General features: G+C 61.2%; 15 protein-coding genes. 3 read left to right on the forward strand and 12 right to left on the reverse strand.

All coding sequences use genetic code 11. The annotated features are described in order from the left end of the window. The first annotated feature begins 2 nt into the window (after window positions 1–2). Together GR198_RS27875 and GR198_RS27880 are read left to right on the forward strand one after the other, a co-directional pair. Window positions 3–863, forward strand: a complete 861-nt coding sequence (locus GR198_RS27875) for a Pnap_2097 family protein (protein WP_029874006.1) — start codon at window positions 3–5, stop codon at window positions 861–863. A gap of 183 nt (window positions 864–1046) precedes the next feature. Further along, window positions 1047–2066 (forward strand): LacI family DNA-binding transcriptional regulator, encoded by a 1020-nt coding sequence (locus GR198_RS27880; protein ID WP_029874005.1) that lies wholly within the window; start codon window positions 1047–1049, stop codon window positions 2064–2066. A gap of 30 nt (window positions 2067–2096) precedes the next feature. Here the strand turns inward: GR198_RS27880 and GR198_RS27885 are convergent, their stop codons facing one another. The 12 genes from GR198_RS27885 to GR198_RS27940 all read right to left on the reverse strand — a co-directional run bounded on the left by GR198_RS27885 (window position 2097) and on the right by GR198_RS27940 (window position 13957). Next, entirely contained in the window at window positions 2097–3107 is a 1011-nt protein-coding gene (locus tag GR198_RS27885; RefSeq protein WP_029874004.1) for a zinc-dependent alcohol dehydrogenase family protein, read from the reverse strand. Window positions 3108–3163: 56 nt separating this feature from the next. After that, window positions 3164–3952, reverse strand: coding sequence for an L-iditol 2-dehydrogenase (locus GR198_RS27890; RefSeq protein ID WP_029874003.1), 789 nt, complete (start codon window positions 3950–3952; stop codon window positions 3164–3166). A 137-nt stretch (window positions 3953–4089) separates the two neighbouring features. Beyond that, on the reverse strand, window positions 4090–5148 hold the full coding sequence (locus GR198_RS27895) for a carbohydrate kinase family protein (protein ID WP_029874002.1): 1059 nt from the start codon (window positions 5146–5148) through the stop codon (window positions 4090–4092). Continuing rightward, window positions 5148–5819 (reverse strand): D-lyxose/D-mannose family sugar isomerase, encoded by a 672-nt coding sequence (locus GR198_RS27900; protein ID WP_029874001.1) that lies wholly within the window; start codon window positions 5817–5819, stop codon window positions 5148–5150. The genes GR198_RS27895 and GR198_RS27900 overlap by 1 nt, the downstream gene beginning before the upstream one ends. Beyond that, a complete protein-coding gene (locus GR198_RS27905) occupies window positions 5819–6973 on the reverse strand; it encodes a Gfo/Idh/MocA family protein (RefSeq protein WP_029874000.1) in 1155 nt (384 codons plus the stop codon). Before GR198_RS27905 ends, GR198_RS27900 begins: the two co-directional genes overlap by 1 nt. Before the next feature lie 22 nt (window positions 6974–6995). Then, complete coding sequence (locus tag GR198_RS27910; protein ID WP_029873999.1) at window positions 6996–7820, reverse strand: class I fructose-bisphosphate aldolase; 825 nt, start codon at window positions 7818–7820, stop codon at window positions 6996–6998. A 137-nt stretch (window positions 7821–7957) separates the two neighbouring features. Further along, window positions 7958–8731, reverse strand: a complete 774-nt coding sequence (locus GR198_RS27915; RefSeq protein WP_029873998.1) for an SDR family NAD(P)-dependent oxidoreductase — start codon at window positions 8729–8731, stop codon at window positions 7958–7960. Window positions 8732–8742: 11 nt separating this feature from the next. Beyond that, window positions 8743–9468 (reverse strand): SDR family oxidoreductase, encoded by a 726-nt coding sequence (locus GR198_RS27920; RefSeq protein WP_003545418.1) that lies wholly within the window; start codon window positions 9466–9468, stop codon window positions 8743–8745. A 30-nt stretch (window positions 9469–9498) separates the two neighbouring features. Next, window positions 9499–10776, reverse strand: a complete 1278-nt coding sequence (locus GR198_RS27925; RefSeq protein WP_029873997.1) for a class II D-tagatose-bisphosphate aldolase, non-catalytic subunit — start codon at window positions 10774–10776, stop codon at window positions 9499–9501. Continuing rightward, entirely contained in the window at window positions 10776–11753 is a 978-nt protein-coding gene (locus GR198_RS27930; RefSeq protein WP_029873996.1) for a tagatose kinase, read from the reverse strand. The genes GR198_RS27925 and GR198_RS27930 overlap by 1 nt, the downstream gene beginning before the upstream one ends. Window positions 11754–11783: 30 nt before the next feature. Next, the gene (locus GR198_RS27935; RefSeq protein ID WP_164069843.1) at window positions 11784–13010 is read right to left on the reverse strand and encodes an ROK family transcriptional regulator; all 1227 of its coding nucleotides are present in this window, start codon (window positions 13008–13010) and stop codon (window positions 11784–11786) included. A 62-nt stretch (window positions 13011–13072) separates the two neighbouring features. Further along, window positions 13073–13957 (reverse strand): sugar phosphate isomerase/epimerase family protein, encoded by an 885-nt coding sequence (locus GR198_RS27940; RefSeq protein ID WP_003545411.1) that lies wholly within the window; start codon window positions 13955–13957, stop codon window positions 13073–13075. A 298-nt stretch (window positions 13958–14255) separates the two neighbouring features. On the opposite strand from GR198_RS27940, the gene GR198_RS27945 reads away from it, so the two are divergent. Beyond that, a complete protein-coding gene (locus tag GR198_RS27945) occupies window positions 14256–15689 on the forward strand; it encodes an extracellular solute-binding protein (RefSeq protein ID WP_029873994.1) in 1434 nt (477 codons plus the stop codon). Window positions 15690–15781 lie beyond the last annotated feature (92 nt).

Below are 15781 nucleotides of genomic sequence, written 5' to 3' on the forward strand. Positions count from 1 at the left end.
TCATGAGCGCGGCCCTTCTCGATTTTCCGCCCGCGGGACCTTCGGCACGCGACCTGATGGAACGTGCCCTTGATCCGCATATACTCCTCGGCATGCCGCATCTGAATGGAAACGGGCTGTCCGAGACCTGGCTGATGAAGGAACTCGGCCATCGTCACTGGCTGATGCTTGCCTGTCATCTCGGGATCGACAATGCGGATTTCAGAACGGCCGATGGAGAGGAGGCCTATGCCGCAATCTGTGCAACGTCACTGACGGATGCACGTTTCGACGTGGTGCAGGCGAACGACATTTTGACCATCCACTCGAGACTGTCCGCAGTCTCGCGAACCCGGACGTCGACCCGACACGAGTTGTCCATCCACGGACGAAGCGTCGGCGCGGTCGAACTCATCTCAACCTTCGTTCACAGAACGATCAAAGACAACAATCACTCGATTGCCCGTGTGACGTTGCCTGAGCCGCAGGGACAGCGGTTCCAGCCCAGCCGTCTGGCTGAGAAGGCTGCAGACATCCGGAATGGGCGGTCAGCAACGCATTTCGGGTTTCCGGTCCCCGCCAACAAAGCGCTCAGAACCTTTCGATTTGATCCCAGCGCCTCGCAGGAGTTCAACGGCGCAGGCCTATTTTACTTTGCCGAGTATCAGGCATTGGCCGATCGCGCCTTGGAAAATTGGTTTCCCCTGAAGGGGCCGGTCGTCCGAAAGGACGTCTTCTTCCTTGGAAATATTGAACAAAATGAAAGCGTTTTCTTCGACCTCCTTGATTTTTCTGACGAACAACAAGCTGCTCATGGGCAACTGCGACGCGAAAATGGGAAGGTGATCGCCAAAATATTCGGTCTGTGGACATGTCTTCGCTGAGGCATGGACGGGAGCCCGCACTTGCCGCGCGTGCTTGATGCGGCATCCCGCTAGTGATCTAGTGGATGATGAAATCAAGGTGAACTTCAGCAGCCCGTCTCATGATGTTCGACCGCTCCTGTGCTAGCGTCCCATGCGGGTCTGAAAAAGACGCCGGCGCTGTAGAGAAAGAAATGCGAGCACGTGACGACCAGCATCCGACATATCGCTAAACTTGCAGGAACGTCAGTCTCATCGGTCTCGCGCGTGCTCAACAACAGCGGTTATGCCTCGCCTGAGCTCAGGGAGCGAGTCGAGGCGGCTATCCGAACGCTGAACTACACGCCCAGCAAGGGTGCCCGTATGCTGCGCGGTGCACCAAGCCGAATGATCGGACTGATGCTGCCATCGATCGACGTGCCCTTCTTCGGCATCCTGGCCCATGCAATCGAACAGGAACTGTTCCAGCACGGCTATCAGACGCTGATCTGCAGCACGGCGGAAAATATGGACCATGAGGTGCGCTACATCTCCATGCTGCTCGCCCAGCGCGTCGACGGCGTCATCGTGGCAAGCGCCTTCGGCAGCATCGAGCATTTCGGGGTGCTGCGGGACGCTGGCATTCCGATCATCGCCATTGACCGGGAGTTGAGCGGCATCGCCGACGACGCTGTCATGGCCGATCACGAGGAAGGCGGACGGCTGATGGCGCGCCATCTGATCGATCTCGGCCACCGGGCAATCGCCATCGTCGGCGCGCCGGCCCACAGCCAGCCGATCCAGCTTCGCCTTCAGGGCATCACGGCAGAAATGGCGAAAGATGGGATCGCGCCTGCCATCGTGGCGATGGCGGAAGAGCACAGCTTTGCAGAGACCTACCGGCTGGCGCGGGAATTGCTGGCGTCTCGACCCGAGGTCACGGCGATCATCGGCACGACCGACGTTTCGGCGATTGCCGCAATCCATGCCATCCAGGATCGCGGATTTTCTGTTCCGGGCGACTATTCCGTCGTGGGCTTCGACGATCTGCCGGAGGCCGCTTACGTCTTTCCACGGCTGACAACGGTCGCACAGCCGATCCGCGATGTCGGACAGCAGGCAGCACGGCTGCTGGAAGCGCTGATCGAGGAGCACCAAACAGGAGACGAATCTCGGCAAGGCGCGATCGTAAAAGTGCCGGTCACGCTGATCGAGCGCGATTCCACCGGCACTGTTCGCAGCTGAGCAGATGGCGTGGATCAGAGAGACGACAGGCTAGGGTCGGACGATAACCTTGATCTCGCCCGGTAATGGCGCGTTGCCCACCACGTCGGCGACCTCCTCGAGACCTATGGTTTTGGTGACCAATGCGTCCAGTTCCAACGCCCCGCTCGCGACCATTGCCGCAGCGCGCGAATGGGTGAAAGGGTTGAGGTAGGCCGGCCTGATATCGACTTCGTTGACCAGCAGATCAAAGGGCAGAACCGGCACCTCGACACCCGCCGGCGTCACCCCGAAAAGCACAAAAGTGCCACCGCGCCGCGCCATTTTCAGCCCGTTTTGAAGCGTGTCGCTGACGCCTGCGCACTCGAGGACCACGTCGACGCCGCCTTTGGTGACCTCTCGAACGGAAGCGATTGTGTCTGAACCGGCCGGGTCGAAGGCGTGCGTCGCCCCCAGGCGCAGAGCGGTTTGGCGTCTCGATTGCTGCCGCGTGATCAAAATAATCTCGCCTGCCCCAGCCAGGCGGGCCAGTTGCACCATGAGCAGGCCGATCACGCCCCCGCCGAGGATAGCGACGCTGTCGCCCGGACGGATCTTTGCCTTGTCGATGGCGTGGATACAGCAGGCCAGCGGTTCACTGAAGGCGCCGTGAACGGGATCGAGGTCAGCCGGCAGGACGAAGGCCTGGGCCTGTGGCACCGCCACATATTCGGCAAAGCCGCCATCCCGTGTCACACCGATGGCAGTCAAGCTCTCGCACAAGTTCGGCCGCGCCTGCGTGCAAGCCCGACAGGTGCCGCAGGCAATATTCGGGTCCACCGTCACAAGCTCACCACCGGCAAAGCGGGTGACGGTATCGCCGATCGCTTCGACTATGCCGCAGAATTCGTGGCCCAGCGTCACGGGGATAGCCGTCGGATACTCACCCTTGTACATGTGGCGATCGGAACCGCAGATGCCGGCCACTGCAACCCGGACAAGCAGCTCGCCCGGCCCGGCAACCGGCTTCTCGACGCTGCGCATGGTCAAAGACCCGATCGACTCCAAACGTACAGCTCTCATTCCACTCCTCCAGACATCAAGTTCGATTACCTATTCCGGCTGATGAAGCCAAGCGCTCAGCTCATGACATTGCCGCCGTCGACATTGTAGCACTGCGCCACGATGTATGCTGCATCGGGCCCGGCCAGGAAGGCCGCCATGGCAGCTTGTTCTTGGGGGGCGCCAAATCGTCCGGCGGGCACGGCGGCGGCCACGCGGCGCTTGACGTCGCCGGGTTTCAAACCTTCCCGGCTGCCGAGTTTTGCATCGACGACGTCCCACATCGGCGTATCGACGACGCCGGGAGCGATGGCGTTGACGTTGATCCCGTAACGGATCAGCTCCAGGGCGCAGCTTTGGGTGATGCTGATGACGGCCGCCTTGGAAGCGCAGTAAGCCACGGCCGGTCCTTCGCCCCGACGCCCAGCCTGGGACGAGAAGTTGATGATGCGGCCACCTTCCCCTCTTTCCACCATGTGCCGGGCAACGGCCTGCGTCATGAAGATCAGGCCTTCGATATTGACCTGAAATACCCTAGCGGTCCGTTCCCGGGATATTTCCAGGATGGACTCGACGTCGTAAATGCCTGCGGCGTTGACCAGGATGTCGATCTGACCGGCGGTTGATATAGTGAAGCGTACAGCTTCTTCGATGCTGTGCTGGCTGGTCACGTCAAGCGCCACACCCCAGGCATGCGGGCCGATCGCTTCGGCCACCCGTGCGCATCGTTCACCGTCGAGGTCCGCCACGACAACCCTGGCGCCTTCGGCGCCAAAACGCTCGCAGACCGCCTTGCCGATGCCGCTCGCTCCTCCCGTGACCAATGCCACCTTGCCGGAAAGTCGCGCCGTTTCCGTATGGGTCATTGCACTGCCTCCCCGGTCGCGCCTAAATCGGCAAAGGCGCCGTGCGCGGCTGCCGTAACGAATAGCTTCATGGTTACTCCTCCCCTTTTGACTGAACGATAATCGGAGCCGCCCTCCGGAGGCGACGCCAAAACGGGCTAAGGGGATTCCGGCTTCGTCTCCTTCGCCTCGCGAAGAAGGACAGACATGTCGGGGATGCCATCGGTGGCCGTCGCCCCCTTAAGGCAACACGCAGCTGCGGCATGGGCGACGGCGCAGATATGCTCGACAGGCCAGTTCTCATGCAGGCCGTAGAGCACGGCGGCACAGAAAGCGTCTCCTGCGCCGACGGTACTGACGATGTCATCGGGATCGACAGGTCGTGAGCGCGTGATGATCGGGGAAGCGCCTGATGCAAACCAGAAGCAGGTTTCCGGCGCATGGATGATCGCGCCCTTGGCGACGCCTGCGGCAAGCAGGCGCTCACCCGCTTCCAAAAGCCCGGCCTCGATCAAATCTCCCTTTGCATCGCGAACGATAACGCCGGTTGCCCGACCCGCCTCCATCTCGTTGATGATCAGATAATCGCAGAAGGGCAGAGCGACGCCGACCTTGGCCGCAAATTCCGGGTCTTCGCTCGATACGAAATCCACACAGGTCGTCAGCCCGGCGCGCCGCGCCGCTTCCAGCAGGCGCGATGCTCCCGAACGGCCGTCGGGGCCAATGCGGTCGAGACCCGGCAACAGCATGAGATAACCGAGATAGAACAGCCGATAGCCGGCCGTGGCGAAGACCGCGGGTGAGACAAGCTCATCCGTGACGGCATCGTTGGCGCCGCCATGATAGAAGAAGGTCCGGTTCTGGCCGGGCACATTCATGACATGCGTATGCGCCGTCACCCGATCGGCAAGCGCGGTCAGCCCCCCGACATCGACGCCGGCAACTGTTAGACGGGCCTTGACGATCTCTCCGTCCTGATCGGCGCCGATGCATCCCGCCGCCGCCAGTTTTCCGGGAAATCCGAGCGAGGCCAGATCGGTGACGACATTGGCCGCCCCGCCCCCCACGCCCAGATCCTGGTGCAGGATATGCGCAAGATTGCCCTGTTCGGGCCAATAGGACAGGGTGTGGACGCGATCGACGATGAAGTTTCCCGCGCAAACGATGCCGCCCTGCTTCTGACTGTCGCGATCGTGAACCTCTTCCCCGACCCGCATCAGCTGGCTCCTTCGTTCCACAAGGGTCTCAGCGGCGGCTCGTCTTCCTCGATCGCGGCAAAGCGTGCGATCGGCTCCAGAAAGAAATTGTCGCTATTGTCGTCGTTGACCTGGCTGACCTCGCCGACAAGGACAGGTCCGCCGCCTTTCCTGCCGTAAAAGCGGTGGTAAAGCCCGGTGCGGATCGTCACGCTCTGGCCGGGCTGGAGAACCAGCGGCTCCCATGCAGCGAGCCGGTGCGGCAGCCCGTCTACCGGCACTGTCACATCCTCCGCCAGCACATTGCCATCAGCATCGGTTGCGGCGAATTCGATGACGAGATCGCCGCCGGCGCGATTGATGATGTCTTCCATCTTCGCCGCATGACGGTGGGTCGGCGTGACCTGCCCTTCCCCAACGAAGAGCAGCTTTTCGGCGTAGGTCCGTTCACCCCTGATATCGACGATGCCATTGCGCAGACAGAACAGCACGAGGCCGCATTCGGCAAACCGGTTCGAGCCGAAATCGGTGACATCCCAACCCAGCTGATGAGCGCGCAAATAGGCTGATACGTCAGGATGAGCGGCAAAATCCGCTGCCGTCCAGGAGCCCCATGCCGGCAGAGACCAGTGCCAGCGCTCGAGGGTCTCGGTTGCCCGCAGCAACGCGGCGTTGATCTCGGAGCGCTTCATCAGTCTGACGCCCCGTCATACTCGACCGGTACCACGACGTCCTCGAGGCCGGATTTGAGGGCTGCCGTTAGGACCGCATGATGCGCCTGCGCCTCGGCCGGGGTTGCACAGCCGAAACCGTTGGCATTCCCGCCGGCAAGCTCATCGACGAAGGCCGCCCACATCTGCTGTATGGCGTCGGCAAACCCGAATTCGAAAATCTTGCCTGTGATGGCTGGAAACAGCGAGCCATAACCGAGATCCTCGGTGCTCCAGGCCTGGGCACCGCCATTATAGTCCATCCACTGCCATTGGCGCGGCGACTTCGTGCTGAAGAACGCGCTCATCTTCATGCCGAGAACGCGGATGTACCAGGTGTTGGATTCGCCGGGCGCGATGCGCCAGGTTTTCAGCACCATCGGGAAATCCTGATCCCCGGTGCGCACCCGGCTGCTGATCGTGGCATTGTCCCAGGTGGTGCAGGGCAACATGCCGCCCTTGCCGTCAGGACGTTCGGTGACCTTTTTGACCAATTGCGCATGCAGGGTGGTCGGGCGCCAGCCGAGACGCAGCGGCACGTGCAGCACATGCATGCCGAGATCACCCATGCAGCCATAGTCGCCATTGATCTCGGCCATGCGCTTCCAGTTGATCGGCTTCTGCCGGTCGATATCCGAAGAGTGCAGGAAGCCCGCCTCGACTTCGATTATATCCCCCATCTCGCCGCTTTTTGCGAGCGCGATGACCTTCTGCGCGCCAGGGAAGAAAGGCATTTCCGACGAGCAGCGGACCAGGACTTCGGGATGCTCGGCGAGAACCGCCGTGATTTCCCGGTTCTGCGCCGCGTCCATGCCGAAGGGCTTTTCGCCGAGAAGATGTTTTCCGGCCTTCAGGATGTCGATGTAGAATTGCTGGTGCAGCATATGCGGGACAGCGCAATAGACCGCATCGATCTCGGGATTGGCGAGAAGCGCCTTATAGTCGGCGGTGAACTGCCGAACGGTTGGCACATGATCCCTGAACCAGTCGAGCAGCGTCGCGTTGGTATCACAGACGGCGACGATTTCCGGTCGCGCCTTCACATCGGCCAGATGCAGCCAGCGCGCCGCAGCACTCGCGAACTCGCGCCCCATCAGACCGCAGCCGATGACGCCGAAGCGGAATATTTTCGTCATGACATCTCCTCCCAGACGCGCGTCAGCCAATATGCAGCGAGGCTTGCTCGACGGAAGCCTTGTCATGGACGATCGCCATCAAGGCCCGCGTCATGCCGGCGGGATTGTTGTGTTGGATGACGTTGCGGCCATAGACGATGCCACGGGCGCCCTGCTCCATCAACTGCTTGGTGCGGATCAGGATTTCCTGATCCGAAACGCGACCGCCGCCGCGCACGAGCACCGGCAGGCCTTGGGCGATTTCGACCACGCGGTGATATTCCTCGACATTGTCGCACGGGTCGGCCTTGATGATATCGGCACCGAGTTCGGCCGCCTGGCGCACTAGCGGCAGGATCTTGTCGATCGCGCCGTCGACCATATAGGCGCCCTTGGAATTGTCCTGCATCACGAGCGGCTCGACCATCAGCGGCATACCGTAGATCTCGCATTCGCGTTTCAGGCTGTTCACATTGCGCACGCAGGCGCGGTAGACTTCCGGCTGGTCCGGCAGCATCAAAAGATTGACGACGACACAGGCGGCATCCAACGCAACGCCCTGTTCCACCGCCCTATCGATCATTTCGGAAAACAGCTGAGACGGCAGGGGATTGCCATAGATGTTGGCGATGTCGGTGCGCAGCACCAGTGCCGGGCGATGTTTGCCGGGAATAGCCTGCAGAAGGGGTGCCGTCCCCGGCGGAAGCTGAATGGCATCCGGCGCCGCGTCCGCGATCACCTCGATCGCCGTCTTCATGTTCTCGATGCCGGAAAGGAAGGTTCGTTCATTGAACATGCCGTGATCGATAGCAACGTCAAAACAATTTCCAGACACGCCGAAAAGTCGGTTCAATCGCGCGGATTTCATCAAACTTCCTCCCAATATGGTAACGTTTCCACATTTGGATAAACGCAGCGGGAATACGAGTCAAGATAATGTGGTAACGTTTCCATACTGGTTTCCAGGTGTGGACGAGGTGCCGCTCGCACCTCGTCCGGGACCGACTACCAGCAGGTGAATCCTGCATCGACGTTGACGATCGCCCCGGTCATCAGGCTGGCGGCGCCTGATGCAAGGAAGAGGACCGCGCTGGCAACCTCCTCCGGCGTTCCCATTCTTCCCATCGGCGTGTCGGCGAGCCAGAGCGGGATACGCTCGCGATTGGCTTCGACGGCCACCACCATCGGCGTCTCGATGTAGGTGGGCGCAACAGCGTTTACCCTGATGCCGTGATGCGCCCACTCGGCGGCCAACGAGCGCGTGAGGTGATGGACCGCCGCCTTGGAGACGTTATAGGCCGTCTGAGGCTGAGGCCGGTTGCAGATCGTCCCCGACATCGAGCCGAGGTTGACGATGGCGCCGCGTTTCATCGAAATCATCGGACGACCGAAGGCGCGCGAGCACCAGAAGACGCCGTTGAGATTGACGTCCATCATGCGCAACCAATCGGCGTCGGTGAGATCCTGCGCCGGGATGCCGCTCTGGCCAATTCCGGCATTGTTGACGAGGATCGTCGCCGCCCGGCCGCCATCGGCGAGCTCAGCCGCGATCGCGTCCATTCGGGCCGCGTCGGTGACGTCGCCCACCCGGACTTCGACGTCGTAGCCTCTGTCGCGCAGCGCAAGCGCTTGCTCAGCGTCGGCCTCGCTGCGTTCGATGACGACGACAGCGGCGCCCGCCTCCGCCAACGCCTCGGTGCAGCAGAGCCCGATCGCACGCCCTCCGCCTGTGACCACCGCCCGTTCGCCGTCGAGGCGAAATTTCTGCTGGTAGCTCATCTCACGTCTCCTCAAATGTCAAAGGCGCTTGGAAGCACGACGATATCGCGGATGGTGACGTTGCGCGGCCGGGTCAGCATGAAGATGATGGCGTCGGCGACTTCCTTCGGCTCGATCAAGGCTCCGGCCTCCTTCGCCTTGCGAAGGTTTTCCTCCGGCCAGTCCGCAAGCAAAGCGCTGATCACCGGTCCTGGAGAAACCGACCCTACGCGAATGCCACTTTTCAGAAGCTGGCGTCGCATCGTCTGGACGAAGCATGTCATCGCCCATTTCGACGACGAATAGACCGGTTCCCATGGAATCGCCGAATGTCCGGCGACAGAGCTCGTGACGACAATGTCGCCAGTGCCACGTTCGATCATGTGCGGAATGACGTTTCGAACGTTCTTGATGACAACATTGACGTTGAGATTGAGCATCCGGTCGATGGTATCGAGATCGGTCTCCATCAGGTCGCCGCCGATATAGGTGCCTGCATTGGCATGCAGGATATCGAGCTTGCCCGTCTTCGACAGGATGCCCTCGAGCAATCCCGCGCACTGGTGCGGATCCAGCAAGTTGAGCACCAGCGGAATAGCGCGCTCGCCAAGCCGGGCACAAACCGTCTCAAGGGCCTTCTCATCGCGGTCGACCAGCACGACCGTCGCGCCAGCGGCGAGCATTGCCTCCGTCGAAGCCAGCCCTATTCCGGACGCTGCACCCGTGACCGCCGCGATCTTCCCATTCAATTCCGTCATCGATTTTTCCTCCTGTCTTGATCCTGATTGTCAATTCTTCCCGACGCCGCAAGCGGCGTGATAGTCCGAGAGGCTGTTCGTCACTCTCCAGACCAAAACCTGTTCCGGATCGAGCGGCGCATCTGCGAAATCCTGTGCGGTCGGCATGTGCTGCCAAAGCAATGGCAGCGGTACGATTTGGCCTCGAAGGGCCTCGCACAGGCGCCGGACGGCATCTTGTGCTTCAGCCGACGCCCAATAATAGCGGATACGGTCAGACAGCGAATAGTGCCGCAGCCAGCGCATCTCGGCGTTTGTGCCGTGGTAGTGGCGGCTCCAGTTGCCCTGATGATCGAGCATCAGCGCCTCCATCGCCGCATAGAGCGGACGCTGGCCGTAATCGGGCAAGAGGTCCGAAGCGATCGCATCCAGCCCGTAGAGCGCTTCGCGCAGGACGAAGGTCAGTTCGGGACCGACCTTCAGAATGGGAAACCCGTCCTCCACCAGCGCGGTCAACGGCCGGGTCCCCTGATAATCCGTCGAATGCGCCTCGAAGACGAATTGCGGTTCGTCGGTGAGCACCGATTTCAGCGCGTCTATCTTGCTGCGGTCGTAAAGGATGACATTCTGATTGCCGAACTCGACGCCCGGCTGAACGACCAGCCCGATGGCCCGTCCAAATGCTTGGCCGAGTCCGGCCTCCGCAAAGATCCGGCGGTGGACTTCGATCGTCTTCAACGCCGCCGCGGCCGCCGTCGGTTCGATGGTTGTCAGGGCGTGGTCGGCCCCGCCTGGCGGCGGCACTTCAGTTCCGATGACGTAAACCGGCATTGCGCCGCCGCTCTTCTTCGCCGAGGCCTCGGCGACCGCCCCAAGCCGGGCGGCGCGATGGGCGGTGGTTTCGTCGTCGAGCGCCACCGGCTCGCCCCTGCAGCCCATCGAGGCGTCGAGGTGAATCTTGCGGAATCCGGCGTCGACATAGGCGGCAACCATCTTCTCCGCCTCGGCCATGGCCTCTTCGGCCGGGCGGTCGCGCCAAGGATTGGGACCGAGATGATCGCCGCCGAGAACGATCAGATTTTCCGGGCACCCTTCCTCGACGGCTATTTTGCGGACGAGGGCCGCGAAGTCGCTTGGCGTCATTCCGGTGTAGCCGCCGAGGTGATTGACCTGGTTGCAGGTGGCTTCGATCAGGACAGTGCTCTCGTGTTGCCGCCCGTGTCGGAGCGCGGCGCGAAGCACGATCGGATGGGCCGAGCATACGGAGGTCACGCCTCTCGGGTGGCCTTCGATCCTCAGCCTGGCCAGTTCGTTGAGATGCACCTGCATCACGGGCGCCTTTCCGTTGAAGCGATAAACGCATCGAGTTCCTGACGGGTGCCGGCGCCTTCCATCGGACCCAGGACCGTCACGTTGCGGGCGCCGGCGGCCGACCCGTAGGTCAGAGCTTGCTGCGGAGACATTCCGAGCCGCCGACAGGTGAGATAGGCCCCGCCGAAGCAGTCGCCGGCGCCGGTGGGGTCGACCTCTTGAACGACAAATGCCGGTGCGTCGATGCGGTCTCCTTGCCTGCCGAAATAGGTTGCGCCTTCGGCGCCGCGCTTCAGCACGATCTCCTTGACACCCATCTCGAACAGGCGGCGGATCGATTCTGCCTCGCCTTCGACACCGGCGGCACGCTCAAGCTCCTCTCCGGACGGCAGAAGCAGATCGGCGGCTGCAACAAGCTTGGAAAAGCGGCGCTCGGTATCCTCATCCAGCTTCAATTCCTTGCGAATATTCGGATCCACCGAGAGCGTTCCCCCCCGCGCCTTGACGATGTCAACCGCCTTGTCGATCACCACGCGCGCGCTGGGGACCGACAGAGCGGAACCCATCACGTGAAGATGCCCGCTCCGATGGATGAGATCGCCGACCGTTTGAGACCAGCCGAAACGCGCGGCTGCTGATGTGGCGATGTTGTAGACGAAATCCCGGGAGCCATCCTTGCGGTAGCGAACGAAAGCGCTTCCCGTGGGATAGTCCGGATCGATCGAGATCGTCGAAACATCGACGCCGTCGCGTTTGAGGCGATCGGTATTGACACGACCGAAATCGTCATCGCCGACGGCGCCGACCATGGCGGCCTTGCCGCCGAGGCGCCCGCACTGCGAGATGAAGATCGCCGGCGCTCCGCTCGCGAACGGACCGACGAGCGGCTGGGCTTCAAGAAAACCGTCTCCGACCGTCGTGGCGACGATCTCGACGAGGATCTCCCCTACGCAAACCGTGGGACCAAGCCGGTCCGGAGCCAGTACTGAAGTCATTTGCAATCCTGCTTTCGATCGTTCTTGTCATCAACTCGTCGCCGACTGGACCGGCGCACCGTCCTCGCCGCCGAACTCCTCGCTCTCCAATGACAGAAAGCGCTGGTGCAACATGCACGCCGCCCCGAAGGCGGAACCGAACTCCGCATCATCGTCCACGACGATCTCCGGCATGGGGAAAGGTATAGTCTGTCCCTCCGACATGTGGACCGCCACCCGGGCCGCCACCATCGGGTAGAGGGTTGCCACGGAGCCACCCAGCACGATCCTGTCGGGGTCGAGCAGCCGACAGGCCTGCAGCAATGCGTATGCGAGATGGCGCGACCAGGTTTCGGCGATATTGACCGCGGCCGGGACACGGTCATGAACGTCGCCAAGGAACTCCTGCAGATCGACGTGCTTACGTCCAATAGCCTCGCGATACTGCCTGATCAGCACTTCGCGACCGATCAGTTGCTCAAACTTCTGACCGCCGCTTCCCGGCACCAGGGTGTGGCCGATTTCTCCCGCCAGGCCGTGGCCGCCCCGGAACAGCTTGCCATCGATCATGATGCCGCCGCCGACGCCCGTTTCCATCAGCAGGAACAGCGTCACGCCAGAGACGCCGTGACGATAGCTGTCGCCGATCGCAAACGCGTTGGCGTCGTTTTCAACCGCGATCGGGACGGCGGCCGGGAAGGCGGCCAGGAAGGCGGATCGGCCAATCTCCTTCAACGACACCTCCCGCCAGCCGATGATGGGTGCGAGGGTGACAATTCCGTCCGGCCGGATGTGGGCCGGCGCCGATATGCCGAGACCCTTGCAGCGTCCGATCATCCCCTTCGCCATCGCGCCGACGATCAGCTCGACACCCCGCGCCACGGCCTCCTCCACGGTCGACGACATGGTGTCGAACGCGATTTTCCGACATGCCCGGACTTCGGCGGAAAGATCGACAACTGCAGCCGATATATGCTCGACGCCAATTTCGATCCCGACGAAGAATGCCGCATCGGGGACCAGTTCGAGCATGATACCAGGACGCCCGGCACGGGAATGTTCCAGGCGCTGCTTGCCGCTCTCGTCCGACTCCTGAACGAACCCACCTTCCGTCAGTTCGGCGACGATCTCCCCCGAGGATGAGCGATTCATCCCGAGCTTCCGGGCGAGATCCGCCCGGCTGAGGCTTCGGTGGGCATAGATCGTCTGCAAGGCGGCGACGATATTGTTCTGCCGGATCCTGCGCGGCGAACTTCCGATGGAGACGGTGTCGTTCATATTTCAATTCCCTTCAGTCGGCCCAACCCTTACACGACTGGAACAGGCTGTCAGAGGGATAATCAGGGCCGCGCGTTTGTAGCGCGGCGGCGCTTGGCCTCGTCATATTTCAGCTCGATATAGCGCTTCGCGTGCGCCGCAAGCGGATCATTATCCTCCCAGGTGTCGCGCCAGATCGCGCAGGCGAGCGACAGGCCTTCGTCCACGACCGTCGTCGAGAAGCTTTCGAACACGATGTCGCGCTTGTAGTCGATGTCGAGCAGAGCGTCGAAGATCAGATCGAAGTTGATGACGCCGTCGCCGAGATAGCCGCGGTTGCTCTCGCCGATGTGGAAGTAACCGATCTTGTCGCCGGCCAGGCGGATCGCCGCGGCCGGATTGGCTTCCTCGATGTTCATATGGAATGTGTCGAGGTGGAGACGGACATGCTCCGATCCGGTCTCGGCGATGAACTTCAGCCCCTGCGCCGCCGTATTCAAGAGGTTCGTCTCGAACCGGTTGACAACCTCCAGCACGAGGTCGACGTTCGCTTGTCTCGCGACTTCGGCAGTCGCGGCGATCGCGGCGACGCTGTTGTCCCAGCCCTTCTTCGTCGGCTGGCGATTGTACTTGGTGTGCGCGGAATAGAGAATCCCGCCGAGCTTGTTGCCGCCGATATCGCGGACCGCCCGAACGGCGTCGGCCAGCGTCTGCTTGCCGGCAGACACCGCAGAAGCGTCCTCGCTTGAGACGTCCCTGTCGAGCGGCAGACCCATCGTCACGCCAATTTCCACGTCAAGCGACTGCGCAAGCTTTGCCAATCGATCGAGATTGAATTTCTCGGGGCGCAGATAGGCAAATTCGATGGTGCGATATCCGTGTTCGGCCGTCTTGTTGAGGGCCATTTCCAGCCCTTCCTGCGTTTGGCCGCCTGTCCATACAAATGAATGGATACCCAATCGACGCATAGCCTTTTCCTCCAAAAAATGCCTTTGGCTGCGGACAGTGCTATGCCATTTAGTTTGGCAAGACAACAAATAATTTTGGCTGCAATTTTTTTGCTGCTTTGCAAAATTACCTTGCAACGCAATATATTACCCTTCTTACCATTGCATCGCACCCTCCGCCCGTAAATTAGTTTCTGCAAAAATCAAAGGGATAGATCCTCTATTTGCATGTTTAGACAACAAATGTTGCGTCGTCAGTTTTTTTAGCCTACACAAAGGACCGGCGAAATGATCTCGCTGCACTTTGGGAGGATTGAAAATGAACTATGCTTTGAAGGCTAGCGCGCTTGCGCTGACGCTCGGCCTCGCCACCACTGCTTCGCCGGCCTGGGCTGACTTCTGGTCCGACGCCGGCGCCAAATTCAAGGGCGTGACACTGCACGGCGTCACCGAAAGCACCCCGCCATCGAACTACATCAGGAACGTGCTCGCTCCGGAATTCGAAAAGAAGACCGGCATCAAGGTCGACATCGAGACGACGTCCTGGGATCAGATGTACGACAAGGCCATCAAGGACATGGAAGCCAAGACCGGCATCTATGACATGGTCTACATCGAGCAGGACATCATCTACTCCTATCTCGCCAGGAATTTCCTCGTCGACATCACGAAAACGCTGAAAGAACAGCCGGATCTGAAGGCGCCGACCTACGACGACGCCAACTTCACCAGCTTTGCCGACTACTTCAAGGACTCGAGCGGCGATCTCTTCGGCGTTCCGATGGAAGCCTTCCTGAAGGCGTATCTCTATCGCAAGGACCTCTTCGACGATCCGAAGATCAAGGAAGCCTTCAAGAAGGAAACCGGCAAGGACCTGAAGCCGGCGACCACACACGCGGAATACACCGAGATCGCCGACTTCTTCACGAAGTACGGCAAGGACAACGGCATGGAGCTCTGGGGCACGACCGCTCAGGCACATACAGGCCATCCGGCGTCCTGGTATGAATTCTTCGAGTCCATCGCGCCGACCTTCGGCGTCTACAATTGGGGCATCGACGCCAAGAACAACTATGCGGCGACGGTCGAACATGGCGGCGCGATGAACGGCGACAAGGCAAAGGCCGCGTTGAAGTACTGGCTGCACCTGCGCGACATCGCTCCTCCGGAATCGACGCAGTCAACCTGGACGGAAACTGCAACGACCTTCGCCGCAGGCCGTGTCGCCCAGGGGCTGATCTACGGTGAGAACGCCGCCTGGATCGCAAGCGATCCGGCGCAGTCGAAAGTGGTCGGCCAGGTCGGTTTCGCTCTGCCGCCGCTCGAGCCGGGCGTGCTGGACGACGCGAAAGCCGGAAAGGGCTATATCGGCTACTACGATGGCGGCGCCTTCGGCGTGCCGGTCACGTCCAAGAACAAGGAAGCGTCGCTGCTGTTCCTCGAATTCATTGGCCAGAACGAAGTGCAGCCCGATTGGGCCATCGCCGCACCACGCATCACCAATACGGCGACGTTCGACGATCCGAAGGTGAAGGAGATGGACGTCAAGCTCGGCGGCTTCTACACGATGCTGAAGGACGACGGCAAGCTCTTCGCCGGCGCTCCTCCCTACCCCTTCCATGCACAGGTGCGTGAAGCGACCGCGCCTATCTTCTACGACATCCTGACCGGCAAGATCGGTCCCGATGAAGGTCTCGACCAGATGGCGGCCAAGGCCGAAGAAGAGCTCACCTCGCTCGGCTATCGCAAATAAAACATCCTCCCCAACTTGACGGGTCGTTCCGACGACCCGTCATCTTCCGTTCCCAGATGGAGCGGACATCCACATAGTGTTCAATGGGGGAT

The sequence above is a fragment of the Rhizobium leguminosarum genome (assembly GCF_010668065.1).
Lineage (GTDB): Bacteria > Pseudomonadota > Alphaproteobacteria > Rhizobiales > Rhizobiaceae > Rhizobium > Rhizobium leguminosarum_S.

Bases quoted from the DNA above. Each gene is read 5' to 3' on its own strand.
- GR198_RS27875 (WP_029874006.1), top strand. From the start codon at position 3: ATGAGCGCGGCCCTTCTCGATTTTCCGCCCGCGGGACCTTCGGCACGC.
- GR198_RS27885 (WP_029874004.1), bottom strand. From the start codon at position 3,107: ATGAGAGCTGTACGTTTGGAGTCGATCGGGTCTTTGACCATGCGCAGC.
- GR198_RS27890 (WP_029874003.1), bottom strand. From the start codon at position 3,952: ATGACCCATACGGAAACGGCGCGACTTTCCGGCAAGGTGGCATTGGTC.
- GR198_RS27895 (WP_029874002.1), bottom strand. From the start codon at position 5,148: ATGCGGGTCGGGGAAGAGGTTCACGATCGCGACAGTCAGAAGCAGGGC.
- GR198_RS27900 (WP_029874001.1), bottom strand. From the start codon at position 5,819: ATGAAGCGCTCCGAGATCAACGCCGCGTTGCTGCGGGCAACCGAGACC.
- GR198_RS27905 (WP_029874000.1), bottom strand. From the start codon at position 6,973: ATGACGAAAATATTCCGCTTCGGCGTCATCGGCTGCGGTCTGATGGGG.
- GR198_RS27910 (WP_029873999.1), bottom strand. From the start codon at position 7,820: ATGAAATCCGCGCGATTGAACCGACTTTTCGGCGTGTCTGGAAATTGT.
- GR198_RS27915 (WP_029873998.1), bottom strand. From the start codon at position 8,731: ATGAGCTACCAGCAGAAATTTCGCCTCGACGGCGAACGGGCGGTGGTC.
- GR198_RS27920 (WP_003545418.1), bottom strand. From the start codon at position 9,468: ATGACGGAATTGAATGGGAAGATCGCGGCGGTCACGGGTGCAGCGTCC.
- GR198_RS27925 (WP_029873997.1), bottom strand. From the start codon at position 10,776: ATGCAGGTGCATCTCAACGAACTGGCCAGGCTGAGGATCGAAGGCCAC.
- GR198_RS27930 (WP_029873996.1), bottom strand. From the start codon at position 11,753: ATGACTTCAGTACTGGCTCCGGACCGGCTTGGTCCCACGGTTTGCGTA.
- GR198_RS27935 (WP_164069843.1), bottom strand. From the start codon at position 13,010: ATGAACGACACCGTCTCCATCGGAAGTTCGCCGCGCAGGATCCGGCAG.
- GR198_RS27940 (WP_003545411.1), bottom strand. From the start codon at position 13,957: ATGCGTCGATTGGGTATCCATTCATTTGTATGGACAGGCGGCCAAACG.
- GR198_RS27945 (WP_029873994.1), top strand. From the start codon at position 14,256: ATGAACTATGCTTTGAAGGCTAGCGCGCTTGCGCTGACGCTCGGCCTC.